The sequence below is a fragment of the Embleya sp. NPDC008237 genome (assembly GCF_042956465.1).
Classification (GTDB): Bacteria; Actinomycetota; Actinomycetes; order Streptomycetales; family Streptomycetaceae; genus Embleya.
In genome coordinates, this window is record NZ_JBIBGL010000002.1 from 402,221 (window position 1) to 425,945 (window position 23,725).

General features: G+C 72.0%; 21 protein-coding genes. 11 read left to right on the forward strand and 10 right to left on the reverse strand.

Features of this window, described 5'->3' with window-relative positions:
• Window positions 1–43: 43 nt before the first annotated feature.
• The 5 genes from ACFZBU_RS04915 to ACFZBU_RS04935 all read right to left on the reverse strand — a co-directional run bounded on the left by ACFZBU_RS04915 (window position 44) and on the right by ACFZBU_RS04935 (window position 4,469).
• The gene (locus ACFZBU_RS04915; RefSeq protein WP_078978673.1) at window positions 44–244 is read right to left on the reverse strand and encodes a DUF5999 family protein; all 201 of its coding nucleotides are present in this window, start codon (window positions 242–244) and stop codon (window positions 44–46) included.
• A 154-nt stretch (window positions 245–398) separates the two neighbouring features.
• Complete coding sequence (locus ACFZBU_RS04920; protein WP_391582059.1) at window positions 399–968, reverse strand: hypothetical protein; 570 nt, start codon at window positions 966–968, stop codon at window positions 399–401.
• Window positions 969–1,189: 221 nt separating this feature from the next.
• Window positions 1,190–2,176, reverse strand: coding sequence for a hemolysin family protein (locus tag ACFZBU_RS04925; protein ID WP_391582060.1), 987 nt, complete (start codon window positions 2,174–2,176; stop codon window positions 1,190–1,192).
• On the reverse strand, window positions 2,176–3,408 hold the full coding sequence (locus tag ACFZBU_RS04930) for a hemolysin family protein (RefSeq protein WP_391582443.1): 1,233 nt from the start codon (window positions 3,406–3,408) through the stop codon (window positions 2,176–2,178). The genes ACFZBU_RS04925 and ACFZBU_RS04930 overlap by 1 nt, the downstream gene beginning before the upstream one ends.
• Before the next feature lie 242 nt (window positions 3,409–3,650).
• Entirely contained in the window at window positions 3,651–4,469 is an 819-nt protein-coding gene (locus ACFZBU_RS04935) for a polysaccharide deacetylase family protein (RefSeq protein ID WP_391582061.1), read from the reverse strand.
• Between the two features lie 320 nt (window positions 4,470–4,789).
• Between ACFZBU_RS04935 and ACFZBU_RS04940 the strand changes: the two genes are divergently transcribed.
• The 6 genes from ACFZBU_RS04940 (at window position 4,790) to ACFZBU_RS04965 (ending at window position 13,524) form a co-directional block, all read left to right on the forward strand.
• Window positions 4,790–6,268, forward strand: a complete 1,479-nt coding sequence (locus ACFZBU_RS04940; RefSeq protein WP_391582062.1) for a glutamate--cysteine ligase — start codon at window positions 4,790–4,792, stop codon at window positions 6,266–6,268.
• Between the two features lie 28 nt (window positions 6,269–6,296).
• Window positions 6,297–7,094 (forward strand): CPBP family intramembrane glutamic endopeptidase, encoded by a 798-nt coding sequence (locus ACFZBU_RS04945; RefSeq protein ID WP_391582063.1) that lies wholly within the window; start codon window positions 6,297–6,299, stop codon window positions 7,092–7,094.
• A 151-nt stretch (window positions 7,095–7,245) separates the two neighbouring features.
• Window positions 7,246–7,827 carry a hypothetical protein gene (locus ACFZBU_RS04950; RefSeq protein WP_391582064.1) on the forward strand — a complete coding sequence of 194 codons (582 nt, stop codon included), beginning with the start codon at window positions 7,246–7,248 and terminating at the stop codon, window positions 7,825–7,827.
• Window positions 7,828–8,358: 531 nt separating this feature from the next.
• Entirely contained in the window at window positions 8,359–12,063 is a 3,705-nt protein-coding gene (locus tag ACFZBU_RS04955; protein ID WP_391582065.1) for a VWA domain-containing protein, read from the forward strand.
• 5 nt (window positions 12,064–12,068) lie between these two features.
• On the forward strand, window positions 12,069–12,866 hold the full coding sequence (locus ACFZBU_RS04960; RefSeq protein WP_391582066.1) for a PhzF family phenazine biosynthesis protein: 798 nt from the start codon (window positions 12,069–12,071) through the stop codon (window positions 12,864–12,866).
• Between the two features lie 205 nt (window positions 12,867–13,071).
• The gene (locus ACFZBU_RS04965; protein WP_391582067.1) at window positions 13,072–13,524 is read left to right on the forward strand and encodes a VOC family protein; all 453 of its coding nucleotides are present in this window, start codon (window positions 13,072–13,074) and stop codon (window positions 13,522–13,524) included.
• A 64-nt stretch (window positions 13,525–13,588) separates the two neighbouring features.
• Here the strand turns inward: ACFZBU_RS04965 and ACFZBU_RS04970 are convergent, their stop codons facing one another.
• The gene (locus ACFZBU_RS04970) at window positions 13,589–14,500 is read right to left on the reverse strand and encodes a LysR family transcriptional regulator (protein WP_391582068.1); all 912 of its coding nucleotides are present in this window, start codon (window positions 14,498–14,500) and stop codon (window positions 13,589–13,591) included.
• 123 nt (window positions 14,501–14,623) lie between these two features.
• On the opposite strand from ACFZBU_RS04970, the gene ACFZBU_RS04975 reads away from it, so the two are divergent.
• Together ACFZBU_RS04975 and ACFZBU_RS04980 are read left to right on the forward strand one after the other, a co-directional pair.
• Entirely contained in the window at window positions 14,624–16,126 is a 1,503-nt protein-coding gene (locus ACFZBU_RS04975) for an MFS transporter (RefSeq protein WP_391582069.1), read from the forward strand.
• Window positions 16,123–16,893, forward strand: coding sequence for a siderophore-interacting protein (locus ACFZBU_RS04980; RefSeq protein WP_391582070.1), 771 nt, complete (start codon window positions 16,123–16,125; stop codon window positions 16,891–16,893). Before ACFZBU_RS04975 ends, ACFZBU_RS04980 begins: the two co-directional genes overlap by 4 nt.
• A 141-nt stretch (window positions 16,894–17,034) precedes the next feature.
• On the opposite strand, the gene ACFZBU_RS04985 is transcribed toward ACFZBU_RS04980, so the two are convergent.
• The gene (locus ACFZBU_RS04985) at window positions 17,035–17,442 is read right to left on the reverse strand and encodes an RNHCP domain-containing protein (protein ID WP_391582071.1); all 408 of its coding nucleotides are present in this window, start codon (window positions 17,440–17,442) and stop codon (window positions 17,035–17,037) included.
• Between the two features lie 2 nt (window positions 17,443–17,444).
• Complete coding sequence (locus ACFZBU_RS04990; protein WP_391582072.1) at window positions 17,445–17,828, reverse strand: RNHCP domain-containing protein; 384 nt, start codon at window positions 17,826–17,828, stop codon at window positions 17,445–17,447.
• Window positions 17,829–18,286: 458 nt separating this feature from the next.
• Here ACFZBU_RS04990 and ACFZBU_RS04995 point away from each other — a divergent pair, with 458 nt between their 5' ends.
• Window positions 18,287–18,775, forward strand: coding sequence for a GNAT family N-acetyltransferase (locus tag ACFZBU_RS04995; protein ID WP_391582073.1), 489 nt, complete (start codon window positions 18,287–18,289; stop codon window positions 18,773–18,775).
• A 60-nt stretch (window positions 18,776–18,835) separates the two neighbouring features.
• Here ACFZBU_RS04995 and gdhA read toward each other — a convergent pair whose 3' ends face one another.
• The gene (gene gdhA, locus ACFZBU_RS05000) at window positions 18,836–20,197 is read right to left on the reverse strand and encodes an NADP-specific glutamate dehydrogenase (RefSeq protein WP_391582074.1); all 1,362 of its coding nucleotides are present in this window, start codon (window positions 20,195–20,197) and stop codon (window positions 18,836–18,838) included.
• Between the two features lie 209 nt (window positions 20,198–20,406).
• On the opposite strand from gdhA, the gene ACFZBU_RS05005 reads away from it, so the two are divergent.
• Window positions 20,407–21,339 carry a glutamate ABC transporter substrate-binding protein gene (locus ACFZBU_RS05005; RefSeq protein ID WP_391582075.1) on the forward strand — a complete coding sequence of 311 codons (933 nt, stop codon included), beginning with the start codon at window positions 20,407–20,409 and terminating at the stop codon, window positions 21,337–21,339.
• Window positions 21,340–21,392: 53 nt separating this feature from the next.
• Window positions 21,393–22,310: an LLM class F420-dependent oxidoreductase gene (locus ACFZBU_RS05010; RefSeq protein WP_391582076.1), complete on the forward strand. Its 918-nt coding sequence runs from the start codon at window positions 21,393–21,395 to the stop codon at window positions 22,308–22,310.
• Between the two features lie 53 nt (window positions 22,311–22,363).
• Here the strand turns inward: ACFZBU_RS05010 and ACFZBU_RS05015 are convergent, their stop codons facing one another.
• Entirely contained in the window at window positions 22,364–23,578 is a 1,215-nt protein-coding gene (locus tag ACFZBU_RS05015) for a pyridoxal phosphate-dependent aminotransferase (protein ID WP_391582444.1), read from the reverse strand.
• Window positions 23,579–23,725: the final 147 nt, after the last annotated feature.

The following is a 23,725-nucleotide window of genomic DNA, read 5'->3' on the forward strand; positions in this document are numbered from 1 at the left end:
TCGTTCCGAGGTGACCTCCGGCTCGTTGGGCCGTGCGAACGGATCAGGCCGCCGAAACCAACCCCACTCGGGGCCGGTGCGGGGCGATGGTGCGTCCGTCCGGCAGCAGTTCGCCCGTGTCCTCGAACAGGACGACGCCGTTGCACAGCAGGCTCCATCCCTGTTCGAAATGAGCGGCCACAACGGCGGCGGCCTCACGATCGGGGCTGTCCGCCGGTGGGCAATGCGGTCGGTGCTGGCACATCCTCGTACCTTCTCGGTGTCTGCGCGGAGCGCGTCGGGCAGCCTTGCCCGGCAGCTCACAGTGTCCGCCTCCGAAGGCCCGCGCGCAGGACTTCTCGCAGTTCTCACCCGACTGCGCCCAAGATGTGACCACACGTGTGAACGGTCGGGTGTGATCAGCTGTCCGGAGCCCCCACGGCGGCCGGCCGGCGGGTGCGCGCGGCCAGCACCGCGGCCAGTTCCGCCGCGGTGTAGCTGCGCAGCGCCTGCACGCCGCACGGCGCCGGCGAGAGCGGGATCAGCAGGTCCACACCGCCCGCCTCGTCGGCCAACCACAGCGCGACCATGTACATCCCGGGCACGTTCAGCAGGCGCGCCTCGTCGCGGCGGAGCAGGGTCTGCGGAAGCGCCCGGGCCGCGGCGGCGGCCGGTGCGGTGGCCACGGTGAACGGTCCCTCGACGAATCGACCGACGCCGTGACCGGTCGGGCCGGGGCGCACCTCGATGCCGCCGACGACCACGTCGCCGGACCACATGAGCCAGCGCCAACCCACCGGGCGGGCGCTGCGTACGCCCTGATCCGCGACCAGGTCGAGCAGGTCGATCTCGAAGACGCGGTGCGGGAATCCGGCTGTGAGCGCGGCTTGATCGGCGCGGCAGTCGGCGGGGAGCAACGCGCGGGATTCAAGCACGGCTCGGGCCGCTCGGCGGGCCGACTCGGGAGCCTCGGGCACACGCAGGACCATGAGACCGCCTCATTTCGATGCAGAGTCCAAAAATCCGGAGAATCCGGGGAGGGGAAAGCGGCGCTGTGCTGTGGGGAACCGGGTATCCGGCCGGGGGACGACCCGGCGGCGTACGGAGGGACCCGGCAGGGCCGGTCAGCGCATTGTACCGAAACGGCTCCGAAAAGTAACGGTGTATTGCGAACTGACACCCGTTTGAAGACCTTTTGGAACGATCTCGATCAGGGGAACAGCGAGGACATCACGTCGTCGAGGGTGACCAGGCCGAGCGGCACCGTGTCCGGTTCGCCGACCAGGGCCAGATGGGAGCGGGAGCCGCGCATGCGGGCCAACAGGGCGGTGAGCGTGGCATCCGGGCCGACCGTGACGAGGGGGTAGACCGGTACCGCACCGTCCGCCTCGGGAGCCAGCACGTCGAGCACGTGTACGTAGCCCACCGGCCGGTCGGCCGCGTCCAGGACCGGGAAGCGGGACAGGCCGGTGCGCACCGCGGCCTCCTCCAGGGCTGCCGCCGAGACCGGTCCGGGCAGCGCCACCACGTCGGTCCACGGCCGCATCACCGAGGCCGCGGGGCTGGAGTGCAGCGCCAGTGCGCCGGCCAGCCGGTCGTGCTCGCGTACGTCCAGCAGGTCGTGCTCGCGCGACTCGGCGAGCAGCGCCGGGAGTTCCTCGGCGGTGTACACGCTGCGCACCTCGTCCACCGGCCGCACCCGAAAGGCGCGCAGGAACAGGTTGGCCACGTGGTTGAGCAGCCACAGGATCGGCGCGGTCAGCCGGGCGAAGAGCAACAGCGGCGGGGTCAGCCACAGCGCGCATTCCTCCGGCCCGGCCAGGGCGATGTTCTTGGGCACCATCTCGCCGAGCACCATGTGGCAGAACACCACCACCGCCAGCGCGAGCACGAACGCGATCGGGTGCACCGCCCCGGCGGGCAGCCCGATCGCCTCGATCGGAGCGGCCACGGCGTGCGCCAGCGCGGGTTCGGCGACCGCGCCCAGGCCGAGCGAGGCCACGGTGATGCCCAGTTGGGCGGCGGCGAGCATGGTGGACAGCCGGCCCATCGCGGTGAGCACCATGGCCGCCCGGCGCGAGCCCGCCTCGGCCTGCGGCGCGATCCGGGTGCGCCGGGCCGAGATCACCGAGAACTCGGCGCCGACGAAGAAGGCGTTGGCCGCGAGCAGGACCAGCGAGAGCAGGAAGTCGCCCATCAGGAGTCGGCCTCCATCCGCAGCTCGACCTCGTCGATCCGGTGCCGGTCCATCGCCACCACGGTCAGCCGCCGGCCGTCCACCTCCACGTGGTCGCCGACCGCGGGCAGCCGACCCAGCCGGGCCAGGATCAGCCCGGCCAGCGTGTTGTAGTCGCCGTCCGGCAGCCGCCAGCCGCTGGCCTCCTCGACCTCGTCCGCGCGCAGCAGGCCGGACAACCGCAACACGCGCGCGCTCGGCAGCCGTTGCGGCGGCGCGTCCGGCTCGTCCGCCGGGTCGTGCTCGTCGGCCAGATCGCCCACCAACTCCTCGGCGAGGTCCTCGGCGGTGAGCACACCCGCGGTGCCGCCGTACTCGTCCACCACGATCGCCAACTGGGTCCGGCCCTCGCGCAGTCGTTCGACCGCCCGCTTGAGGTCGAGCGAGGTCGGCACCAGGACCGGGGCGCGGGCGATCCGGGCGAGCGGGGTGCGCGCCCGTTCGGCGGCCGGCACGTGCAGCGCGTCGCGCAGCACCGCCACGCCGACGATCTCGTCCAGATCCTGGCCGCGGACCGGGATCCGGCTGTGGCCGCACGCGCGGGCGGTGTCCATCAGTTCGCTCACCGACGCGGTCGCGGGCAGGGTGACCAGTTCGGTGCGCGGGGTCATCGCCTCGGCGGCCTGCTTGTCGGCGAAGCGCAGCGCCCGGTGCAGCACCCGGGCGGTGCCCGCGGGCAACGCTCCCGCACGGGCGGAGTGCCGGACCAGTTGGGCCAGTTCGTCGGGCGAGCGGGCGGAGCCCAACTCCTCCTGCGGCTCGATGCCGAGCTTGCGCACGAAGAAGTTGGCCGAGCCGTTGAGGAACACGATCAGCGGCCGGAACAGCCGGGAGAAGCCGACCTGGAACGGGCCCGCGACGCGGGCGACGCCCAGCGGGCGGGCGATCGCGGCGTTCTTGGGGACGAGTTCGCCCAGCACCATCTGCAACCCGGAGGCCAGGACCAGGGCGGCGAACCTGGGCAGCCGGAAGGCCGCCTCGGCAAGGTAGCCGGCGATCAGCGAGGTCAGCGTGATGCCCAACTGGGCGCCGGACAGTTGGAAGGACAGGGTGCGCAGCGCGCTCAGGACCCGGCCCGCGCCCCGATCGCCGGCCTCGGCCCGGGCCGCCACCTCGCCGCGCTCGACGGTGACCAGGGAGAACTCGGCGGCGACGAACATGCCGTTGCCGGCGATCAGCAGCACGAGCAGCACGATGGCCAAAGCGGCGTCGATCGGGCGGCCTCCCGGTTGGCGCGGTGAGCGGGCCTGGCACACATGCCCGGTGGGCGGGCGGCCTATGCACTCGTGCGCGGGGTGCGCGCGGGGCTTGCGGGGCCGGGCCGGGCGCTGGAGGTTGCCGTTGTGCGTTCGGTGGGTCGGGCGTTGTCCTCAAGCGCCGGACGGGCTGGATTCGGCTTGGGTGGGTGTGGAGGTTGCCGTTGTGGGGCGGGTGGTTACGGGATGACGAAGGTGTAGCCGGCGGACTTGAGTTCGGGGATTATTCGCTCCAGCATGGCGATCGTCTGGCTGCGTTCGCCGCCGCCGTCGTGGCACAGGATCACGCCGCGCGGGCCCAGTTGGCCGTGCACGTTCTGGAGCATCTTGTCCACGCCCGGCTTCTGCCAGTCGTTGGTGTCCACCGTCCAGTGCAACGAGCCCATGCCCAGTGACGCGGCGGTCTGACGCACCTCGTCGGACCAGTTGCCGCCCGGCGCGCGGAACCAGCGCACGGGAGTGCCCGGGGACGCCTTGTGGATCCACTCCAGGGTCTGCTGCATCTGGCCGTGTATCTCGTCCGGCGTGCGCTTCTTGAGGTTGATGTCGTGCGTCATGGTGTGGTTGCACAGCCCGTGGCCGGCGGCGACCACCTTGCGGACCAGGTCGGGATGGTCCTTCGCCTGCTGGCCCACCATGCAGAAGGTGGCCTTGACGTCGTACTGGGCGAGCAGCCCGAGGGCCTTGTCGGTCCACTCCGGCCACGGCCCGTCGTCCAGGGTCAGCGCGACCAGCTTGCCCTCGCCCTTGACCTTGGACACCAGGGTGGGATCCACCGGCGGCGGCGGCGCGGCGGGCGGGGTGGCCGGCTCCCGGGCGTTGGGGTTGCCCGGCGGCAGCGGCGGGGCCTGTATCTCCTTGGGCGCTTTCGCGGCCTGCGGCGAAGCGGCCGCCTCCGACCATCGGCCGGCATTGCCGACATTCCAGATCAGGGCAGCGCAGACGAGTATCGAGATCGTTGTGACCACGATCTGGAAACGCAGTCCCTGTATGGGCATCGCCCGAACCAACTCCCGCACGGCAACCCCCACGAATCTCGCTACGCCCGTCACGGCAAGAGCACACCCTAGGTGATCTCCGGCAAGCCTTGAAGATCGGCCGGCAGGTGCGCTCTCGATGTGATCAGTGACGTGTTTGCCGGCCCTGCGGTTCCCCTGTGATTCGTCACGGTCGATCGGTAATGTTCCCAATGTCGGCCCGATGCATCGGTTTGGGAGAACGTCGGCGGGAACGATCAGGTCGTCCCGATCCGACAGGTACCGGATTGCGACCACTCGACCGGCTCCGCGGGAGCCGGGTTCACGAGGGAGGGGCATTCATGGGCGAAAAGGTCGAGGTCACCGAGTTCTGCCGATCCGATCGGCAGCGATACCGGCACAAGTTGCGCCGCTGTCTGGAAACGCTGCAACGCATGCTGGACGAGGACCGGTTCGAGAGCGCCCGCAAGCTCATGGGCGTCGAGATCGAACTGAACCTGGCCGACGCCGCGGGTCGACCTCGGATGAGCAATGCCGAGGTGTTGCGGCGGATCGCCAGCCCGGATTTTCAGACCGAGCTGGGACTGTTCAACATCGAGGTCAACATTCCGCCGCATCGGCTCACCGGGCCGGTGTTCTCGGAATTGGTCGAGGAACTGCGCACGAGCCTGGACTACGCCGACCGCAAGGCCGCGGAACTCGAAGCGCGGATCGTGATGATCGGCATTCTGCCGACCCTGACCGATGCGCACATGGCGTTCGAGACCATATCCGACAACGCCCGATACACCCTCCTCAACGATCAGATCCTCAACGCCCGAGGCGAGGACATACGGTTGCATATCGAGGGTGTCGAGCGGCTCGACACCACGGCCACCACGATTGTCTCCGAGGCCGCCTGTACGTCCGTGCAGTTCCACCTCCAGGTCACTCCGAGGAATTTCGGTCCGCTGTGGAACGCGGCGCAATCCATCACCGGGGTGCAGTGCGGAATCGGGGCGAATTCACCGTTCCTGTTCGGCCGCGAGCTGTGGCGCGAGACCCGCCCGATCCTGTTCGAGCAGGCGTGCGACACCCGGCCCGAGGAGCTGATCGCGCAGGGCGTACGACCGCTGACCTGGTTCGGCGAACGGTGGATCGACTCGGTCGTGGACCTGTTCGAGGAGAACGTCAAGTACTTCCCGTCGTTGTTGCCCATCTGCGACGACGAGGACCCGATCGAGGCACTGGATCGCGGCGACGTCCCGCACCTGCGCGAACTCAAGCTGCACAACGGCACGATCTACCGATGGAACCGCCCGGTCTACGACGTGGCCCGCGGCAAGCCGCACCTGCGGGTGGAGAACCGGGTGTTGCCGGCCGGGCCGACCGTGGTCGACATCATGGCCAACGCGGCCTTCTACTACGGCGTGGTGCGTTCGCTGGTGGACGACGAGCATCCGGTCTGGGAACGCATGCCGTTCGAGGTCGCCACCGAGAATTTCCACGCCGGTGCCCGGTACGGCATCGACGCACGACTGAACTGGCCCGGCCACGGCACCGTGCCGGTCACCGAACTGGTGCTGGAGGACCTGCTGCCGCGCGCCTACGAGGGCCTGGACCGGTGGGGGATCGACCCGCGCGAGCGGGACGAGTACCTGGGCATCATCGAGCAGCGCTGCCTGCTGCGCACCAACGGGGCCACCTGGCAGAGCGCGCAGTACCACCACTATCGGGACACCAAGGGCATGGACCGGTTGGAGGCCCTGCGCGCGATGACCCTGCGCTACGCCGAGCACATGCGCGGCGGGGACGCCGTGCACACGTGGCCCGTGGGCTGACGGCGGGCTTATCCGCGCTCGGTAACGTGTGCGGGTGATCACCGAGCCCGAGTCCGTCGAGACCCCCGCCGTGCCCCGGCGCCGAGTGCTGCGCTCGGAAGTGGTGTTGGTGCTGGCCCTGTCCCTGGGCGCCTCCGGGGTCTCCTCGCTGATCTCGTTCCTCGGCTCGCTGACCGCGCCCGGCGGCCTGGGACACAAGGCCGCCGTGCTCAACGGCTCGCGGGCGGCGGATCGGCCGTGGCTGGACCTGGCCTGGCAACTGTTCGGGATCGCCACCGCGCTGGTGCCGGTGTTCCTGGTCGCGCACCTGCTGATGCGCGAGGGCGGCTCGTTGCGCGCGCTCGGGGTCGACCGGACCCGGCCGTGGTGGGACCTGGGCCGCGGGGCGGGCGTGGCGGCGGCGATCGGCGGGTCGGGGCTGGCGCTGTACCTGGGCGCGCATGCCGCGGGCGCGAACCTGACCGTGGTGCCGACCACGCTGCCGGACGTGTGGTGGCGGATCCCGGTGCTGGTGTCGTCCGCGATCCAGAACGCGGCCCTGGAGGAGGTGATCGTCCTCGGCTATCTGCTGCGCCGGCTCGGCCAGTTGGAGGTGCCGTGGGTCGGGGCGGTGGCGATCAGCGCGGTGGTGCGCGGCTCGTACCACCTGTATCAGGGCATCGGCGGGTTCTTCGGGAACGTCGTGATGGGCGTCGTGTTCTGTCTGCTGTACAAGCGCTGGGGCCGGGTCATGCCGCTGCTGGTGGCACACGCGCTGATAGACATCGTGGCGTTCGTGGGCTACGTGCTGCTCGCCGGCCGGGTGGACTGGGTCCCGACGCCCTAGCGGCGCCCCGCCGAAGGCGATCGATTTATGGACTCGTCGGTACGTCTCGGACCCGTCGTTGGTGTCTGATGGTCAATGTGGGCAGACCTCTCCGAGAGGGGTTCGTCACGGACAGGTGCATATCGGGCGACGCGGGGACGCAGGGGGTCGTATGGACAACCGGAGGCGGGTGGAGTTCTTCTCCACACCGACGCCCATCGGCGGGCCGCCGCGCGGGCGGTTCGGACTGCACGCGCTGAGTCGGCATCCGGTGCGGATCCTGATGGTGGTCGGCGGGCTGATCCTGTTGGTGATCGTCTTCTTCGTGGCGCTGCTCACGGTGGACGGCGGCGGTTCGAGCGACAAGAAGACCAAGACGGCCGGCGCCGGTTCGAGCAAGAGCTCGTCGGGGTCGCCGAACCCGACCGGCTCCGGCACCGGCAAGGCCACCTCCGGTACCGGGCAGACCGCCGCCGGGCCCCGGCCCGGTTCGGTCGCGGCGACCGTGCACACCGGCGGCCGGCTGGTGATGTACAAGGGCACGTCGTACCAGTCGGACAAGGTCGTGCAGATCAAGACCGGCACCGAGGTCCGGGCGAACTGCCACGCGGAGGGCTCGATCGCCTACTACGCGGGCTCCTCCAGTCGCACCTGGGCGCAGATCGACGTGGAGGGCAAGACCGGTTTCGTGCCCGCGATCTACCTGGAGAGCGGCGGCGACCTGAGCAAACAGGTACCCGCGTGCACCGGTTGACGGCTCGATCGGGGCAGCACCGCAGGTGACCCCGTCGGTCGGTCGGTTCATCGGCGTACGGCGGGCAGGGGCGGATCGACTTCGTGTTCGCGGGAGCCCACGACCACGATCCGCCTCGTGCCCGCAAGCCTCGTGCCCGCAACGGGTGCGCACGAGCCGATCACCGTCGGGTTCCGGATCGGCGCCCGCGCGAGGCGACCCGCGCGGTGGACCCGACCCGGACCGCGGACCGCCGCATGCCCGATCCCGGCGGAACCGGGAGTTCCGCGTCCGGACCTCGCCCGCGGACGGACCGAGGACGAGGCGCGGATGACGGGGGAGCCGGCGCGTCGCGCCCGGATCCGGGGTGCATCCGCAGAACATGGGGCCCGAGGGGGTCATGTCGACGGTTCCCGGGGAACAACCGAAATCGGCGGAACGACTGTCCCTTCCGCCGCCGCCCCCGGCCGCCCGGCCGAACCGCCGGCGACCGGGCCGATCCTTGCCCCGGCCCTCGACCCCGACCGGCACCCCGCGCACAGAAAGGTTCACGTGGACGCGACCGACCGACACGACCGCCCCCGCGAGACCGCGGGCACGTTGCGGGCGCATTGGGCCTGGTACCACGACGGTCGGGTGCCGGCGTGCAGCGCGGGGCCGGAACGGCGGGCTCACTTCGAACGACTGGTGCGACCCACCCTCGACGAGTACGCGCCGCCCGGGTGGGTGGGACTGACCAGTACCGGACGCGAGGACCCGTTCGTCGCGATGACCCTGCGCGATGCGGACGGGGTCCGCTACTTCACCGCGCCGTACGCCGAGATCGCCGCCGCCGCGGCCGGCTACACCGCGCTGTGGCTGGCCTTTCGCGGCATCGAACTGCCCACCGACCGGGAGCGACCGCTGCGGGTCCGACTGCCCGGCTCGCCGGGCGCGGTCGGCGTGCGGGCGGACGACTTCGAATGGCTCGCGGGTGTGGCGGCGGCGGTCCTGGCCGGCCCGGTGGTGATCACCGGCGCGGACCACCTGGACACCCGGAGCCGATTGGAACTCCTGGACCGAGTGGCCGCGTTGTTGCCGTACGGCTGCCGCGCCGGCCTGCGCTTCGCGACCTCGATGGGCTCCACCGGGCGACTGCGACCACGGCTGGCCTTCGGCCGGGTGCCCGCGCCCGGCACGGTGCGGGTGGCCCTGGACGGCATGCCCGACCTACCCGACCTGCCCGCGGCCCGTGCCTACCTGGGCGAACTGACCACGCTGCGCCGCCGGGTCGGGCTCGACCCGCTGATCGCCGCCCTCGCGACGCTGCACGAACCGGGCACGCCCGCCGCCGGGGACCACCTGCTCGGGCTGCTCGCCGAGGCGGGAGCCCGGGCCGCCGGGATGGGCGCGGGCGGCGACGCGCCGCGTACGGCCGCCGAGTTCGTGGGCGCCGCCGCGACCGGCCCCGCCTCGCGGGCACCCGCGGTCGAGGCCCGCCCCGCGTCCATGCTGGACCGGTTGCTGTGCGGGGACACCACGCTGGCGGCCCCGATCGCCGAGCGCTGGCGGGCGGAGGACGGCGACGAGGTGACCCGGGACATGGCCGCCGCGCTGCGGGCCCGGCCGGCCGGGTTGGCGGTCGGCTGGAACACGGCGGTGGCGGCCGGCCGGGGTGATCGGCTCGTCCACGTCCTGCTCGGCCCGGTCCCGCCGCTGCTGGCCGGCGCCACCCCGCCCGCCGGCACCGAACCGCGGGCCCCGCACGGCGCGGACGCGGCGACGGACGGCGTGGGCCGGGTCGACGGCGGCTCGGTCTCGCCCGAGGCGCTGGTCGCGGACCTGTGCCGACTGCTGGGCCCGGCGCCGACCACCGACGTGCCCGCGCTCTACGACGCGCTGTGGAACCACCCGGTGGTGCTGCGCCGACTCCTGGACACCTCGGGACCGGATCTGCGCGCGTGGCTGGAGGTGATCCGGCCGTGGGACGACCGGGCGCCCGAATGGCTCGCGCCGTACGCGCTGTTGGTGGGCGAGCGGTTGCGGACCGCCGAGATACCGAGCGCCGAGGCGGTGTTCACGCTGCGCGTGGCCGGGCATACCGACCCCGCCACGATCGCCGCCGTCCTGCACGACCTGTGGCCGACCCTGGTCCCGCTCACCGACCGCCGCGCGGACCCCGCCGCACAGGGCCTGGCCGCGCTCCTGGGCACTCCGCTGGGCGCCCAGGCCCCGGTCGCCGCCCGGGTACGCGCCGACGTGCTGCGGCTCGCGCTGGGCGGCGCGCCCACGGACGGGCCGTACGTCGCGGCGGATCTGCTGGCGCTGCGCCGGGAGCCGGTCGCCGAGGGGCGGTTCGCCGGCTGGGTCGCCGCACTGTTGCGGGCCGTGCCGGTCACCGCCGAACTGCTCGGCGAACTGGTCCGGGCCGGCGACCCGGCGGTCACCGCCGCGGTCGCGGACGCGGTGCTCGCCGACCCCCGCCTCGCCGAGCTGCCCGGACTGGACAACGCATGGTGGGCCGCGGTCGCCCGGGCCCGCCCGGAACTGGCCGCGCGCGCCGCGAGCGGTTGGTTCCGCGACGTGCTGCGCGGGGCGGACGCCGAAGCGGTGGCCCGAGTGTGGGCGGCGGAGATCGTCGACGGCCCGGCCCGTGCGCGCCGCGACCTGTACGTGCACGAGGTCGGTCGCTGGTGGCACGGCGCAGGCGACCGCGAGCGGGACCGACTGCTGCCCCACCTGGAACGCGAACTGACCGCCCGCGGGCCGACCCCGGCCCAGGCGCGCGAGGAACTGCGGGCGATCCGGGTCCTGATCGCCGCGCACAGCTGGGGGCCGGAGGCCGCACTGTTGATCGTCGAGCGCGAACAGGACGAGTTCGACGCGTTCCGTCGCCACCTCAAACAACTGCGGGCCGCGCTCAAACACGGCGAAGGGCCGCGTGCGCTCGCCGTCGCGGTGGTCCTGACCCTGATCGCGCTGTGCGCCGCGGTGCCCGCACACGACTCGGTGGCGGCCCCGCGGCCGGCGGCGATCGGCGCCGAACCGCCCGATCCGTACGGCGCCGAGCGGCTGATCGCGAGCCTGGGCGCGGATCGCGAGGGCGCGAACTACGTGATCCTGGTGGATGCCTCGGAGTCGATGAACCGCACCGGTCGCTACGCCGCGGTCAAGACCGCGATGACCGCGTTCCTGGGCCGGCTCACTCCGTCCGACCGGGTCTCGCTGATCAGCTTCGACACCACCGCGACCGAGTACGGCAACGGCCTGGAGCCGGTCACCGATCCGGCCGCGATGGCCGCGCGGTTGCCCGCCCCGCGGGTCGGCGATCCGACGGCGGGCACCGTGCCACCGAGCCGAACGGCGGAGGCCGCCGATCTGCACGCCGCGCTCGACCGGGCACTGACCGTGCTGCGCACGTCCGCGCCGAACTCGGTGAACGGGGTGCTGCTGCTCTCGGACGCGACCCGCGACGCGGTCGGCCCGGACCTGCGCAAGGACTTCGACCGGCTCGGCGAGGAGGGCCGCACGGTCACGGGCTTCGCGATCCCCCTGGCGAGCGACGCCGGCGCGGGACCGGCGCTCCAGCGGGTGCTGCCGGACACCCGCATCCTGCGGGACAACCCGGCCGACCCGGGCACCGGCCTGGCCCAGGCGCGTATCGGTCTGCAACTGCGCAGCGCCGCCCGGATCGTGGCGGCGGACAAGGACGGCGGGGTGCAGGCCACGTGGTTGATGCCGCCGGCCGAGCAGCCGGACGCGCTGGACTGCCGCACGTTCCAACCGGTGCCGCCGAACACCCGGCTCGACCTGTCCTCGGGCCGCGAGTTGTGCCTGCGGCTGGTCGCGACCACGACGCGGGTCCCGCTCCAGGTCACCCGGCTGCGGGTGGACGGCGTCGGGGTGGTCGGCCTCAAGGACGGCGCGCCGCTGCTGGCGCCGGGCCGACCCGTCTACTTCTCGGTCAACCTCGCCGCGCGCACGCACCGCACCGACGGCATGTGGAAGGACGCCGGCCACTACGAGGCCAAGGCGCACGTGGTCGGGGAGGTGCGCACCCCGCTGGCCGAGTCGTTCAAGGAGCACCTCCCGGACACCCGACTCGAACTGCGGCCGGAGGTGTCCGGCGACGACCTGCTGTACCGGGGCGACGAACGGGTGGACCTCAGCTGGTGGCCGTGGCTGCTGGTGGGCCTGGGTACGCTCGCGTTCGCCGGCGCCGTGTGGTTCGGGTGGTCGTGGGTACGCCCCCGGGTCCGCCGCCGCCGGGTACCGTGACCGGCATGCGGATTTTTGTCGTGGACGCGTTCACCGATCGACCGTTCCGAGGCAATCCGGCGGGGGTGTGTCTGCCCGACTCCGCGCATGTCGACGACGTCGCCTGGATGCAGTCGGTCGCGACCGAGCTACGGCATTCCGAGACCGCGTTCGCGGTGCCCACCGCGGGCGTCGACGCGGACTTCGCCCTGCGCTGGTTCACCCCGCAGACCGAGGTGGACCTGTGCGGGCACGCCACCCTGGCGACGGCGCACGTGCTGTTCGGGCAAGGTCCGGCGAGCACTTCGCGGATCCGCTTCGCGACCCGCAGCGGGGTGCTCACCGCGACCCTGGACAGCTCCGGCGTGCTCCTGGACTTCCCCGCGCTGCCGCCGCGCGAGGTGCCGGTACCGGCCGACCTGGGCCTGGCCCTGGGGGTCGAGCCGATCCGGGTGGCCGCGGGCGGCGACGACCTGCTGGTGGAGGTGGCGTCCGAGGCGGCCGTACGGGCGGTGGTCCCGGACCTGGAGATGATCGCCGCGCTGCCGTACCGGGCGTTGATCGTCACCGCCGCGGGCGAGGGCCGAGCCGACTTCGTCTCGCGCGTGTTCGCACCCTCGGTGGGCATCGCCGAGGATCCGGTCACCGGTTCGGCGCACTGCGTGCTCGGCCCGTACTGGGCGCCGCGGCTGGACCGCAGGCGGATGAACGGCGCGCAACTGTCCGCGCGCGGCGGCACGGTCGGCGTGGAGTTGGTCGGCGATCGGGTGCGGCTGTCGGGCCGGGCGGTCACGGTGCTGGAGGGAGACCTGGTCACCGACTGAGCGGGTCGGGGCCGAGCGGCGGGGACCGCGCGGGTCCGGGCCGGGCGGGTCGGGATCGCGCGGGGCGGACTTCGGCGACGCGACGGCGCTCGACTCGGCACCCGCCCGGGTCGGCGGAAACGGCGGTGGATCATTGCGCCCGCCGTTGCTAGCGTGCGGGCACCAACCGACCTGACACACCGTCAGTAGAGCCGGGAGCCGCACCATGTCCGAGGCCGTCAGCTACAACGCATCCCACCTGGGGCTGTGCGTCACCGATCTGGACCGGGCGATGCGGTTCTACTGCGACGGCCTGGGCTTCGCCCCCGTGGTGCGCTACGACGTGGGCAACGAGGTCGCGCACACCCTGGAGGTCGAGGGCGACGTGCGCCTGGTGTCGCAGATGATCGCCAAGGCGGGCATGGTCGTGGAACTGCTGCACTACGCCTCGCCGAACCCGCTGGGCGAGCCGTCGCGGCGGCGCAACCAGCTCGGACTGACCCACCTGTCCTTCATCGTCGAGGACGTGGACGCCGCCGCGGCCCGCCTGGTCGAGTACGGCGGCACGCTCCTGGCCGACACGCGGGCCAGTCTGCGCAGCGACACCGGCTCCACCGAACTGGTCTTCCTGGCCGACCCGGACGGAACCCGGGTGGAGCTGATGAAGCTCGAGGGTTGACCCGCGCGGGACCCGGGTGGGACCGCCGCGGCCCGAGGGCCGACCGCGCGGGACCCGCGTGCGCTCACTCGGTCAGCCCCGTCATCACGTCGCGCAGGCACCCGCGCAGCCACGCATGCCCGGGATCGGCGTTGTTGCGCGGATGCCAGGCCAGGCCCATCGGCAACGGCGGCAGGTCCAGCGGCACCTCGAATGTGCGCAACCCCATCTCCGCGACCATCGTGGTGAGTTGCTCGGCGACCAGGCCGACCAGGTCGCCCGCCCTGAGGATGAACAGTGAGGACGGGAAGGTCGGCACGGTGCCCACCACCCGGCGGGTCAGGCCCAGTTCGGCGAGCGCGGCGTCGACCGGTCCGTGCAGCCTGCCCCGGCGCGAGACGATCAGATGCTCGGCGGCGGCGAACCGCTCGGGGGTGCAGCGCCCCTCCAGCAGCGGGTGACCGACCCGTACGCACGCGACCATGCGGTCGTCGAAGAGGTGCTCGGTGTGCACCTCCGGCGAGACGGTGTCGATCACGCCCACCTCCAGGTCGGCGATCCCCTCACGCAGCGCCGGAGCGTCGACGTAGCCCTCCCCGAGGAACTTCAGCCGCACCCCCGGCGCCTCCCGCGCCGCACGCGCGAACAGCGTCTCGGCGCACGCCGCGGTGAAGGCGTCGTGCGCGAGCACGGTGAAGGTGCGGGAAAGGGTGCGCAGATCCACCTCGCCGGCGGCGGCGAACAGGGTGCGGGCGCGTTCCACGATGACGCGCACCTCGGCCCGGATGGCCAGCGCGTGCGGAGTGGGCACCATCGAGCGGCCGGCCCGGACCAGGATCGGATCGCCCAACGCCTTGCGGATCCGGCCGAGTGTGCGGCTCATCGCGGGCTCGGACAGATGCATGCGCTGCGCCGCGCCGGAGACGCTGCACTCCTCCAGGAGCGCGTCCAGCGCGGTGAGCAGATTGAGGTCCAACCCCGATTGCGTCACACGCATCCTTCCCATGCGGAACATGCACTGGAGTCAATCGACGTCCCACCCTACGGTGAAGAGGTCCGGACACGCAGTTCCCCGCATCACCCCTTCCTCTTCCGTCAGTCGGCTCCTCCTGGGGGATCCATGTCCACGCCTGTCCGGGCCACGTCGGCGCCTCGCGCCGACAGCCCCGAACCCGACCGTGCCGGCGCATCGCGCGCCGTGCTGCTCGCGATGTGCGCCTGCGTGCTGGTCGCGCAGAGCATGGTCGCCGCCATCAACCTGGCCATTCCGCAACTGGCCGCGTCCCGGTTGCACCCGTCCGCCGACAGCATCCTGTGGATCGTCGACGCGTACGTGATCGTCTTCGCCGGACTGCTCATCCCGGCCGGCGCCCTCGGCGACCGCTACGGCCGCAAGGGCGCGCTGCTCGCCGGGCTCGGCGTGTTCGCCGCCGGTGCCACGGTCAGCGCGCTCGCCACGAACTCGGCCACGCTGATCGCCGGTCGCGGTATCTCCGGCGCGGGCGCCGCGCTGATCATGCCCGCGACCATGTCCATCCTGATGCACGTCTTCCCGGCCGAGCGTCGACCGCAGGCGATGGCTTCCTGGACCCTCGCGGTCGGCCTGGGCGGTCTGCTCGGCAACGTGGGCGGCGGCCTGGTCCAGGAGTACCTGCCCTGGCAGGGCCTGTTCTGGATCATGGTCCCGTCGGCCGCGGTGCTCGCCGTGGTCGTGCAACGGGTCACCCCGCGTACCGCCACGCACCCGGCGGCGCTCGACCCGACCGGATCCACACTGCTGATCACCGGCCTGGTCGCGGTGTTGTACGGGATCATCGAGGGCCCGGAGTTCGGCTGGGGCTCCGGCCACGTGATCGGCGGCTTCGGGCTGGGCGGCCTGCTGCTGGCCGGCTTCGTGCTGCACGCGCTGCGTGCCGAGCACCCGCTGCTCGACCCGCGGGTATTCAAGTCCGCCAAGCTCCGGGCCGGCGTGCTCGGCATCGGTGCGAGCTTCTTCGGGCTGTTCGCGCTGTTTTTTATCAACGCCCAGTACCTGCAATACGTGAAGGGCTTCTCGGCGCTGCGCGCCGGATTTGCCATCATCCCGCTCACGGTCGGCATGGCACTCGCGCCCAAGGTCGCGGTCAAGGCGCAACAGCGGTTCGGAACCCGGCCGCTGGTGGTGTTCGGGCTGAGTCTGATCGGGATCGGGCTGCTGTGCATGGCGAGCGTGGACGCCCACACGCCGTACGCGGTGTACGCCGGGTTCCTGCTGATCCTGTCGGCGGGCACCGGTCTGTGCGCGCCCGCGCTGTCCTTCGGGGTGGTCTCCGAACTCCCTCCCCACCAGGCGGGGTTGGGCTCGGGGTTGAACACCGCTGCCCGCGAGGTCGGTGCCGCGTTGGGGGTCGCGGTGTTCGGCACCGTCCTGGCCGCCCGGTTCTCCGGTCAGCCGGCCGTGGAACTGGCCCGGACCCGGGGCGCGGAACACGCCCGCGTCGTGGACTCGTTCACCGATGCGATGTCGGTCGGCTTCCTGGTCGTCGGCGGCCTGCTGCTGGCGATCACGGCGGTGGTCGCGATGGGCTACCGGGATCGCGCGCGCGCCTCGGCCGCCCCGATCGCATCGGGCGGTGCCGCATGAATGGGGCGACGAGTCGCCGACGTGGGCCGGTGGGCAGGCTGCTCGACCGGGTGTTCCTGACCGGCACGATCGTGGAGACCGAGCCGATCGCGGCCCGGATGCGGCGGATCCGGATCGGCGACGCCTCGCTGCGCCAACTGGCCTGCCGACCCGGGCAACAGGTCCGGGTGCACGTGAACGACGTGCTCTCGATCGCGGGTTGGCGCCAGGGCCCGGGCAACCTGCTGCGCACCTACTCGGTGTGGGAGCACGACCCGGCGGCCGGGACGCTGGACCTGTGCGTGCTGGACCACGACGGCGGCCCGGGGCCGGGAGCCGCGTGGGGTCGGGCGGCGCGACCCGGCGACCGGGTCCGGTTCGGCCGACCCGAGGGCGGCTTCGTGCTGCGTCCGGACGCGCCCTACCACGTGTTCGTGGGCGAGGAGACCGCCTCGGTGGCGCTGGGCGCGATGATCGCGGCGGTGGGTCCGGCGCTGAACGTGTACGGGGTGATCGAGACCGCCACCGAGGCCGACCGGCTGCCGATGCCGCACGCCGAGCGGCTCACCTGGCTGACCCGCGGAGACGCGTCGGCGGCGTCCTCGGCGACGCTGGCCGAGGCGGTCGGCCGGCTGGCGCTGCCGGCGACGACGGGCATCGCCTATGTGGCGGGCGAGGCGAAGACGGTCAAGCTGGTCCGCGACCGGCTCGTCGCCGACCACGGCTGGGACCGCCGTTCGGTGATCACCAAGCCCTTCTGGTCCCCGGGGCGGACGGGCATGGAGTGACCGCGGTCGGCCCGGCACGTTTGGTGTGGCCGGGCCGGTTCGGGCGCCGGTCGAGTCGATGTCGACTCGACCGGCGCCCGCGCGTCCGTCACCGGGGCCGTTCCGGGCGCCCGGCCTCCCGGGTCGCCCGGTCGGGCTCCGCTACAGCGTGAGCAGAGCGCGGATCGGGCGGGTCGGATCGGTCAGCGGGCGCATCGCCAACCGGATCAGGGCGAGCGGATTGTCGTCGCCGGCGATCCGGTTCGCGCCCAGTGCCCCGCAGGACTGGCACTGATGAATCAGCTGCCACTCGCCGTCCGCCCGAACCGACATGCTCAGCACGGTCATTCGGCCCCGACAGTCGGCCGCCCGATCGCCCGGGACGCGGCGATCGAGGTGCAGGCTGGTGAGGCAGTGCGGACAGTGGTTGCGATGTGCCGTACCGGGCGCGAGCAACGGCACGTCGAGCCGACATCCGACGCAGCGGAAGGCGTCGCCGCGCCCGGTCCGTCCGTGGGTGACGTCCTTGTACCGCTGCGGGCGCCGGTCCGCCGGTTTGCGCCGGGCCACCGTCACCACTCCCCGAACACTTCGAGCGGGAACGGGGGTTGGGCCAGCGGCCGGACGGCCATCCGAATCAGGATGAGCTGGTTGTCGTCCGGAGCGATGGCATTGGAGGTCAGTTCGTCGCACCGGATGCATCGATGCACGATCATCCAGTCGCCGCTGCGCAGCACCGCGATCGAGATCGGCGACATCCGCGCCGCGCACTCGGACGGTCCGCCCTCGACCCGGTCGAGGACGTGCCGGGAGTGCAGGCAGCTCGGGCAGTGGTTGCGCCGGCCGCCGGCCGGGTCGACGGTGGTCACGGTGAGGCCGCAGCGGACACAGTCGAAGGTGTCGGTGCGCGGTGGGACGGTGTGTTGCTTACCGGAGTTGTGGCTGCCGGTGGACACTCGGAAATCTCCTTGCCGGAGGCGGAAGCGAAGACAGCAAGGAAGCGCCGAGCGCTCTCGGGAGGGGCCGTCGGCTCGACCCGCCGCGGCGAACGCGGACGGGCCGGCGGGGCCACCGGGAGGATCAGCGGCGGTCGGGGGGATCCCCGACGCCGGATCCGGCCACGGTCTGGTGAGGCGCGCTCGGCGCGGACACGGGCATCAACACCTGATTTCCGATGAGGGTGGACGCCCGCGCGGCGCGGACGTGACCGGGCGAACGTAACAGCGGGCGCGGCGACGGGGCCAACGATTTTCATTCGTCAGCGAGCAGCGAGCAGCGAGCCACAGGCCCCGAGCCGCGAACGCGAGCCACGAGTCCCAAGCCCCAAGCCGGCGCCACGACCCGAGGCCGCCGTCCCGGACCGCGACCCGAGCCGCGGCCCGGTCCGCCCGATCGGCCCTGCCAGACTGGTCCGATGATCGTCAGACTCGCGCAGGCGGCGGACCGGCCCGGCCTCCTGGCCCTGGCCGCCGAGGTGGAGCACTGGTTCGGACCGATGGTGGAGGAGCCCGGATTCCACACCGCGCTGGACGAGCACATCGGCGCCGGCCTGGCACTCGTGGTCCCGCGGGACTCGGGGCCCGGGCTGCTCGGCGGCCTGCTGTTCGGCGCCGAACCGCCGGTGCATCACGTGCACTGGCTGGTGGTGTCCGAGGCCGCCCGGGGCCGCGGCGTGGGCCGGGCGCTGATGGCGGAGGCGACGCGTCGGTACGTGCGCGGGCCGGGCACCATCGAGTTGATCACCTTCGGGGCGGACCACCCGGGCGCGATCGAGGGCGGCTCCCGGGCGTTCTACGCGTCGCTCGGCTTCGTCGCCGCGGAGCCGGCCGAGCGTGGCCCGGAGGGCGGTTCGCGACAGGTGTTCCGCCGGACGGTGGACCGGGCACCGTCGCCCGACCGCTGACCGGTCGGGCGACGGCTGTGCCGCCGGTGCCGCCCGCGGCACCGGGACGGGACTACCCGGTCACACCACGCCGAAGGCGGTCATCGCCTCGGCGACGCGCAGGAAGCCGGCGACGTTGGCGCCCAACACGTAGTCGCCCTCGTGGCCGTGCTCGGCGGCCGTCTCCAGGCACGTGGCGTGGATGTCGCGCATGATCGCACCCAGTCGGGCGTCGGTGTCGGCGAAGCTCCACGACGTGCGGGCCGCGTTCTGCGCCATCTCCAGGGCCGAGGTGGCCACACCACCCGCGTTCGCCGCCTTGCCCGGTGCGAACGACACGCCCGCCGCGCGGAAGACGTGCACCGCGTCCGGGGTGCACGGCATGTTGGCGCCCTCCGCGACCGCCATCAGACCGTGCTTGACCAGGTGCGCGGCAGCCGCACCGGACAGCTCGTTCTGCGTCGCGCAGGGCAGCGCGACATCGCACGGGACCTCCCAGACCGAGCCGCCCGACACGTAACGCGCGTGCGGCACCCGGTCCGCGTACTCCGCGATCCGGCCGCGCCGCTCCAGCTTGATCTCCTTGAGCAGATCCAGGTCGATGCCCTTGTCGTCGACGATGTATCCGGCCGAGTCGGAGGCCGCCACGACCTTGGCGCCGAGTTCGCGGGCCTTCTCGATGGCGAAGATCGACACGTTGCCCGAACCGGAGACCACCGCCCGGCGATCCATCAGGTCGTCACCGCGCACCCGCAACATCTCGGCCAGGAAGTACACACAGCCGTAGCCGGTGGCCTCGGTGCGCACCTGCGAACCGCCCCAGCCCAGCCCCTTGCCGGTGAGTACGCCGGACTCGTACCGGTTGGTGATCCGGCGGTACTGGCCGAACAGGTAGCCGATCTCCCGCCCGCCGACGCCGATGTCGCCCGCCGGCACGTCGGTGTGCTCGCCCAGGTGCCGGTACAGCTCGGTCATGAACGACTGACAAAAGCGCATCACCTCGGCGTCCGAGCGGCCCTTCGGGTCGAAGTCCGAGCCGCCCTTTCCGCCGCCGATGCCCAGCCCGGTCAGGGCGTTCTTGAAGATCTGTTCGAAGCCGAGGAACTTGACCACGCTCAGGTTGACCGAGGGATGAAAGCGCAGTCCGCCCTTGTACGGACCGAGCGCGCCGTTGAACTCGACCCGGAAGCCGCGGTTGACCCGGACCCGACCGGAGTCGTCGGTCCACGGCACCCGGAACAGCACCTGGCGTTCGGGTTCCACGAGCCGCTCCAGCAGTGCCGCGTCGGCGAGTTCGGGTCGCCTGATCAGCGCGGCGGCGAGGCTTTCCAACACCTCGTGCACCGCCTGGTGGAACTCGGGCTCGCCGGGGTTGCGGCGCAGCACCTCGTCGAACGTCGTTGCCGCAGGGCCGGTGAGCTCGGCGAATGTCTGGGGACTCATGGGTGGTTGTCCTTCCGTCGACGGGCGCGTCGCGGGCGATCGCACTGCGGTCACGCTATCCGGCCCGCGGCCTCGGACGATGTCGGCGGGTCGGCGCGTCGGGATGAGGGAACGCCCTCGTTCCTGTCGAACGCTCACCTGCGATGCTGCATCCCGTGTGGCCCATAAGATTTGATGCAGCGTCACGTCGAGTGGCGGCCCTGACACTCGTGCTCCTGACGACGGCGTGCGGGACGGGCGGGTCGGGCGGCGCCGACGCGCGCTCCGAGCCGTCGGCCCGGTTCACCCCGGTCGAGGTCGGCAAGCCCGATCCGGTGCTCGCGCCCCCGGCGCCGGCGCCGGCGTGCGACCCGAGCCGGAGCCTGACCCCGGCCGCCCCGGTCCGGGCGGGCGCGATGCCGGCCGGTTCGACGATGCGGGCGATCCAGGACCGGGGTCGGCTGGTGGTCGGTGTCGACCAGAACACCCGGATGTTCGCCGCGCGCAGTCTGGAAAGAGAGGAACTCGAAGGCTTCGACATCGACCTGTCCCGGGAGGTGGCTCGGGCGATCTTCGGCGACCCCGACCGGATCCAGTTCAAGACCATCCCGCCCGGTCGCCGGATCGACGTCCTGGTCAACGGCGAGGTGGACATGGTCGTGGACGCGATGACCATAACCTGCGAGCGAATGCAGCAGGTGGAGTTCTCCGGCGTGTACCTGGAGGACGCGCTGCGCTTCCTGGTGCCCAGGAAGACGAAGGTGGCGAGCCTGGCCGATCTGGCCGGAAAGTACGTGTGCGTGTCCTCGAACACCACGCCCGAGCGCCGGGTGGCCGAGTCCAAGGCCCGGGTGTACGCGGTCGCGGACCGCACCGACTGCCTGGTCGCGCTCCAGGAGGGCCGGGTGGCCGCGGTGTACACCAACGCGTCGCTCCTGGAGAGCCTGCGCGAGCAGGACCCGCGGCTGGAGGTGGTCGGGCCGACCGCCGTGGAGGAGGTCAAGGGCATCGCGGTGCCCAAGGGGCAGACCGACTTCGTGCGCTTCCTCAACGGCGTGCTGGAGCAGTTGAAGAGCAACAACCGGTGGCAGGAGCTGTACGACAAGTGGCTGCGCGCGGCGCTCGGGCCGGCCAAGCCGCCGACCACCACCTACGGCGGATGACCGTTGTGGCAGCGGTTACTGACGATGCGTCAGGTCGCTGCTACGTTGCCGCCATGTTCCTTTCGCTCGGACTGCCCACGCACCTGGTCGAGGCCGGCGCCGATCTGATCAGCGCCGAGGCCGTGATGGAGATGTCCCGCGCGGCCGAGTCCGCCGGGTTCGACGCGGTCTTCACCACCGACCATCCGTTCCCCGGCGACCAGTGGCTCGCCCACGGCGGCCACCACACGCTCGATCCGATGGTCACGCTGTCCTTCGCGGCGGCGGCCACCACCGGGCTGCGGCTGCACACCAACCTGTTCGTACCGGCGTACCGCAATCCGTATCTGTCCGCGAAAATGATCTCCTCGCTGGACGCGCTGTCCGGCGGTCGGGTGATCCTGGGCGTGGGCGCGGGCTACCTGGAGCCCGAGTTCGCCGCGCTGGGCGCCGACTACGCGAACCGCAACGACGTGCTGGACGACGCGCTGCGGGCGATGCGCGCGGCGTGGACCGGGGAGAGCGTGGGCGGCAACACCATGCGCCCGCGGCCGGCCCAACCGCGGATCCCGATCTGGGTGGGCGGCAACAGCAAGCGGGCGATCCGGCGAGTGGTGGACCTGTGCGACGGCTGGCTGCCGATGCCGGCCCCGGCGGGCGCGTCCAAGTACCTCAAGACCCCGGGCCTGGAGACGCTCGCCGACTTGGCGGCGCGGCTGGACTACGCCCGCGAGTACGCGGCCTCGGTGGGCCGTACCGATCCGATCGACGTCACCTTCATGCCGCGCGGGATGAGCATGTTCGACGGCGACGGCATCGACCACGAGGCGATCGTCGCGGACCTGACCGAGCAGGCCGAGGCCGGGGTGACCGGGGTGACGCTGACGCTGCCGGCCACGTCGCGGGCGCAGTACCTGGAGCAGACCGCCGCGTTCGGCGAGCTGGTCGTGCCGCGGGTGAAGAAGCTGGTCGTGCGTCCGCTCCTGGGCTGAGCGGGCGGGGCCCGGCGCCGATCCGACGCCGGGCCCCGCGCGGTGCTACCGGCTCACTGGCCGTAGGAGCCGATGAAGTCGCCGATCCGGGTGATCGCGTCGGTCAGGTCGTCGACCTGGGGGAGGGTCACGACGCGGAAGTGGTCCGGCTGGTGCCAGTTGAATCCGGTGCCCTGCACGACCAGGATCCGCTGGCTCTGGAGCAGGTCGAAGACGAACTTCTCGTCGTCGACGATCTTGCACACGTCCGGGTCGATCCGCGGGAACGCGTACAGCGCACCCTTGGGCTTGACGCAGGTCACCCCCGGGATCGAGGTCAGCGCCTCGTACGCGGCGTCGCGCTGGGCGTGCAGCCGGCCACCGGGCAGGATCAGGTCGTTGATGCTCTGGTAGCCGCCCAGGGCGGTGGCGATCGCGTGCTGCGAGGGCACGTTCGCGCACAGGCGCATGTTGGCCAGGATGTTCAGGCCCTCGATGTAGTTGGCCGCGTGCCGCTTGGGGCCCGACAGCAGCAGCCAGCCGGAGCGGAACCCGGCCACCCGGTATGCCTTGGACAGCCCGTTGAAGGTCAGGCACAGCAGGTCCGGCGCGAGCGAGGCGAGCGGGATGTGCACGGCGTCGTCGTAGAGGATCTTGTCGTAGATCTCGTCGGCGAGGAGGAGGAGCCCGTGCCGGCGAGCGAGCTCGACGATGCCTTCCAGGATCGGCTGCGGGTAGACCGAGCCGGTCGGGTTGTTCGGATTGATCACCACGATCGCGCGGGTGCGGTCGGTGATCTTGGCCGCGATGTCGTCGAGGTCGGGATACCACTCCGCGCCCTCGTCGCACAGGTAGTGCACCGGGGTACCGCCGGACAGGCTCACCGCGGCCGTCCACAGCGGGTAGTCCGGCATCGGCACGAGCACCTCGTCGCCGTTGTTCAACAGCGCCTGTAGAGCCATCACGATCAGCTCGGACACGCCGTTGCCCAGGTAGACGTCGTCGACGTCGACGCCCTCGATGCCGCGCGTCTGGTAGTGCTGCACCACCGCCCTGCGGGCGGACAGCACGCCCTTGGAGTCCGAGTAGCCCTGCGCGGCCGGCAGGTTGCGGATCATGTCGTGCAGGATCTCGTCGGGTGCCTCGAAGCCGAACGGCGCCGGATTGCCGATGTTCAGCTTGAGGATCCGGTGACCCTCGTCCTCCAGGCGTTTCGCCTCGTCGAGGACCGGGCCGCGGATGTCGTAACAGACGTCCGCGAGCTTCCCCGACTGGCGCACCTCGGGCAACGGACGATGTTGTGACTGCGACAACTCTTCGACGCTCACCTGGATATCTCCTCCTCGCAGGGCAATCGCCCGCGCGATCCTCGGGTGCACGGTGTGCGCGGGCGACGCTGCGAGTCTTCCACGCCCGGGGTCCGGCACGCAGTGGGA

What these genes read in the sequence shown, in the direction of transcription:
- ACFZBU_RS04965 (WP_391582067.1), top strand. Translation starts at nt 13,072, where the DNA reads ATGTCCGAGGCCGTCAGCTACAACGCATCCCACCTGGGGCTGTGCGTC.
- ACFZBU_RS04975 (WP_391582069.1), top strand. Translation starts at nt 14,624, where the DNA reads ATGTCCACGCCTGTCCGGGCCACGTCGGCGCCTCGCGCCGACAGCCCC.
- ACFZBU_RS04915 (WP_078978673.1), bottom strand. Translation starts at nt 244, where the DNA reads ATGTGCCAGCACCGACCGCATTGCCCACCGGCGGACAGCCCCGATCGT.
- ACFZBU_RS04980 (WP_391582070.1), top strand. Translation starts at nt 16,123, where the DNA reads ATGAATGGGGCGACGAGTCGCCGACGTGGGCCGGTGGGCAGGCTGCTC.
- ACFZBU_RS04970 (WP_391582068.1), bottom strand. Translation starts at nt 14,500, where the DNA reads ATGCGTGTGACGCAATCGGGGTTGGACCTCAATCTGCTCACCGCGCTG.
- ACFZBU_RS04960 (WP_391582066.1), top strand. Translation starts at nt 12,069, where the DNA reads ATGCGGATTTTTGTCGTGGACGCGTTCACCGATCGACCGTTCCGAGGC.
- ACFZBU_RS04950 (WP_391582064.1), top strand. Translation starts at nt 7,246, where the DNA reads ATGGACAACCGGAGGCGGGTGGAGTTCTTCTCCACACCGACGCCCATC.
- gdhA (WP_391582074.1), bottom strand. Translation starts at nt 20,197, where the DNA reads ATGAGTCCCCAGACATTCGCCGAGCTCACCGGCCCTGCGGCAACGACG.
- ACFZBU_RS04920 (WP_391582059.1), bottom strand. Translation starts at nt 968, where the DNA reads ATGGTCCTGCGTGTGCCCGAGGCTCCCGAGTCGGCCCGCCGAGCGGCC.
- ACFZBU_RS04940 (WP_391582062.1), top strand. Translation starts at nt 4,790, where the DNA reads ATGGGCGAAAAGGTCGAGGTCACCGAGTTCTGCCGATCCGATCGGCAG.
- ACFZBU_RS04925 (WP_391582060.1), bottom strand. Translation starts at nt 2,176, where the DNA reads ATGGGCGACTTCCTGCTCTCGCTGGTCCTGCTCGCGGCCAACGCCTTC.
- ACFZBU_RS05010 (WP_391582076.1), top strand. Translation starts at nt 21,393, where the DNA reads ATGTTCCTTTCGCTCGGACTGCCCACGCACCTGGTCGAGGCCGGCGCC.
- ACFZBU_RS04995 (WP_391582073.1), top strand. Translation starts at nt 18,287, where the DNA reads ATGATCGTCAGACTCGCGCAGGCGGCGGACCGGCCCGGCCTCCTGGCC.
- ACFZBU_RS04935 (WP_391582061.1), bottom strand. Translation starts at nt 4,469, where the DNA reads ATGCCCATACAGGGACTGCGTTTCCAGATCGTGGTCACAACGATCTCG.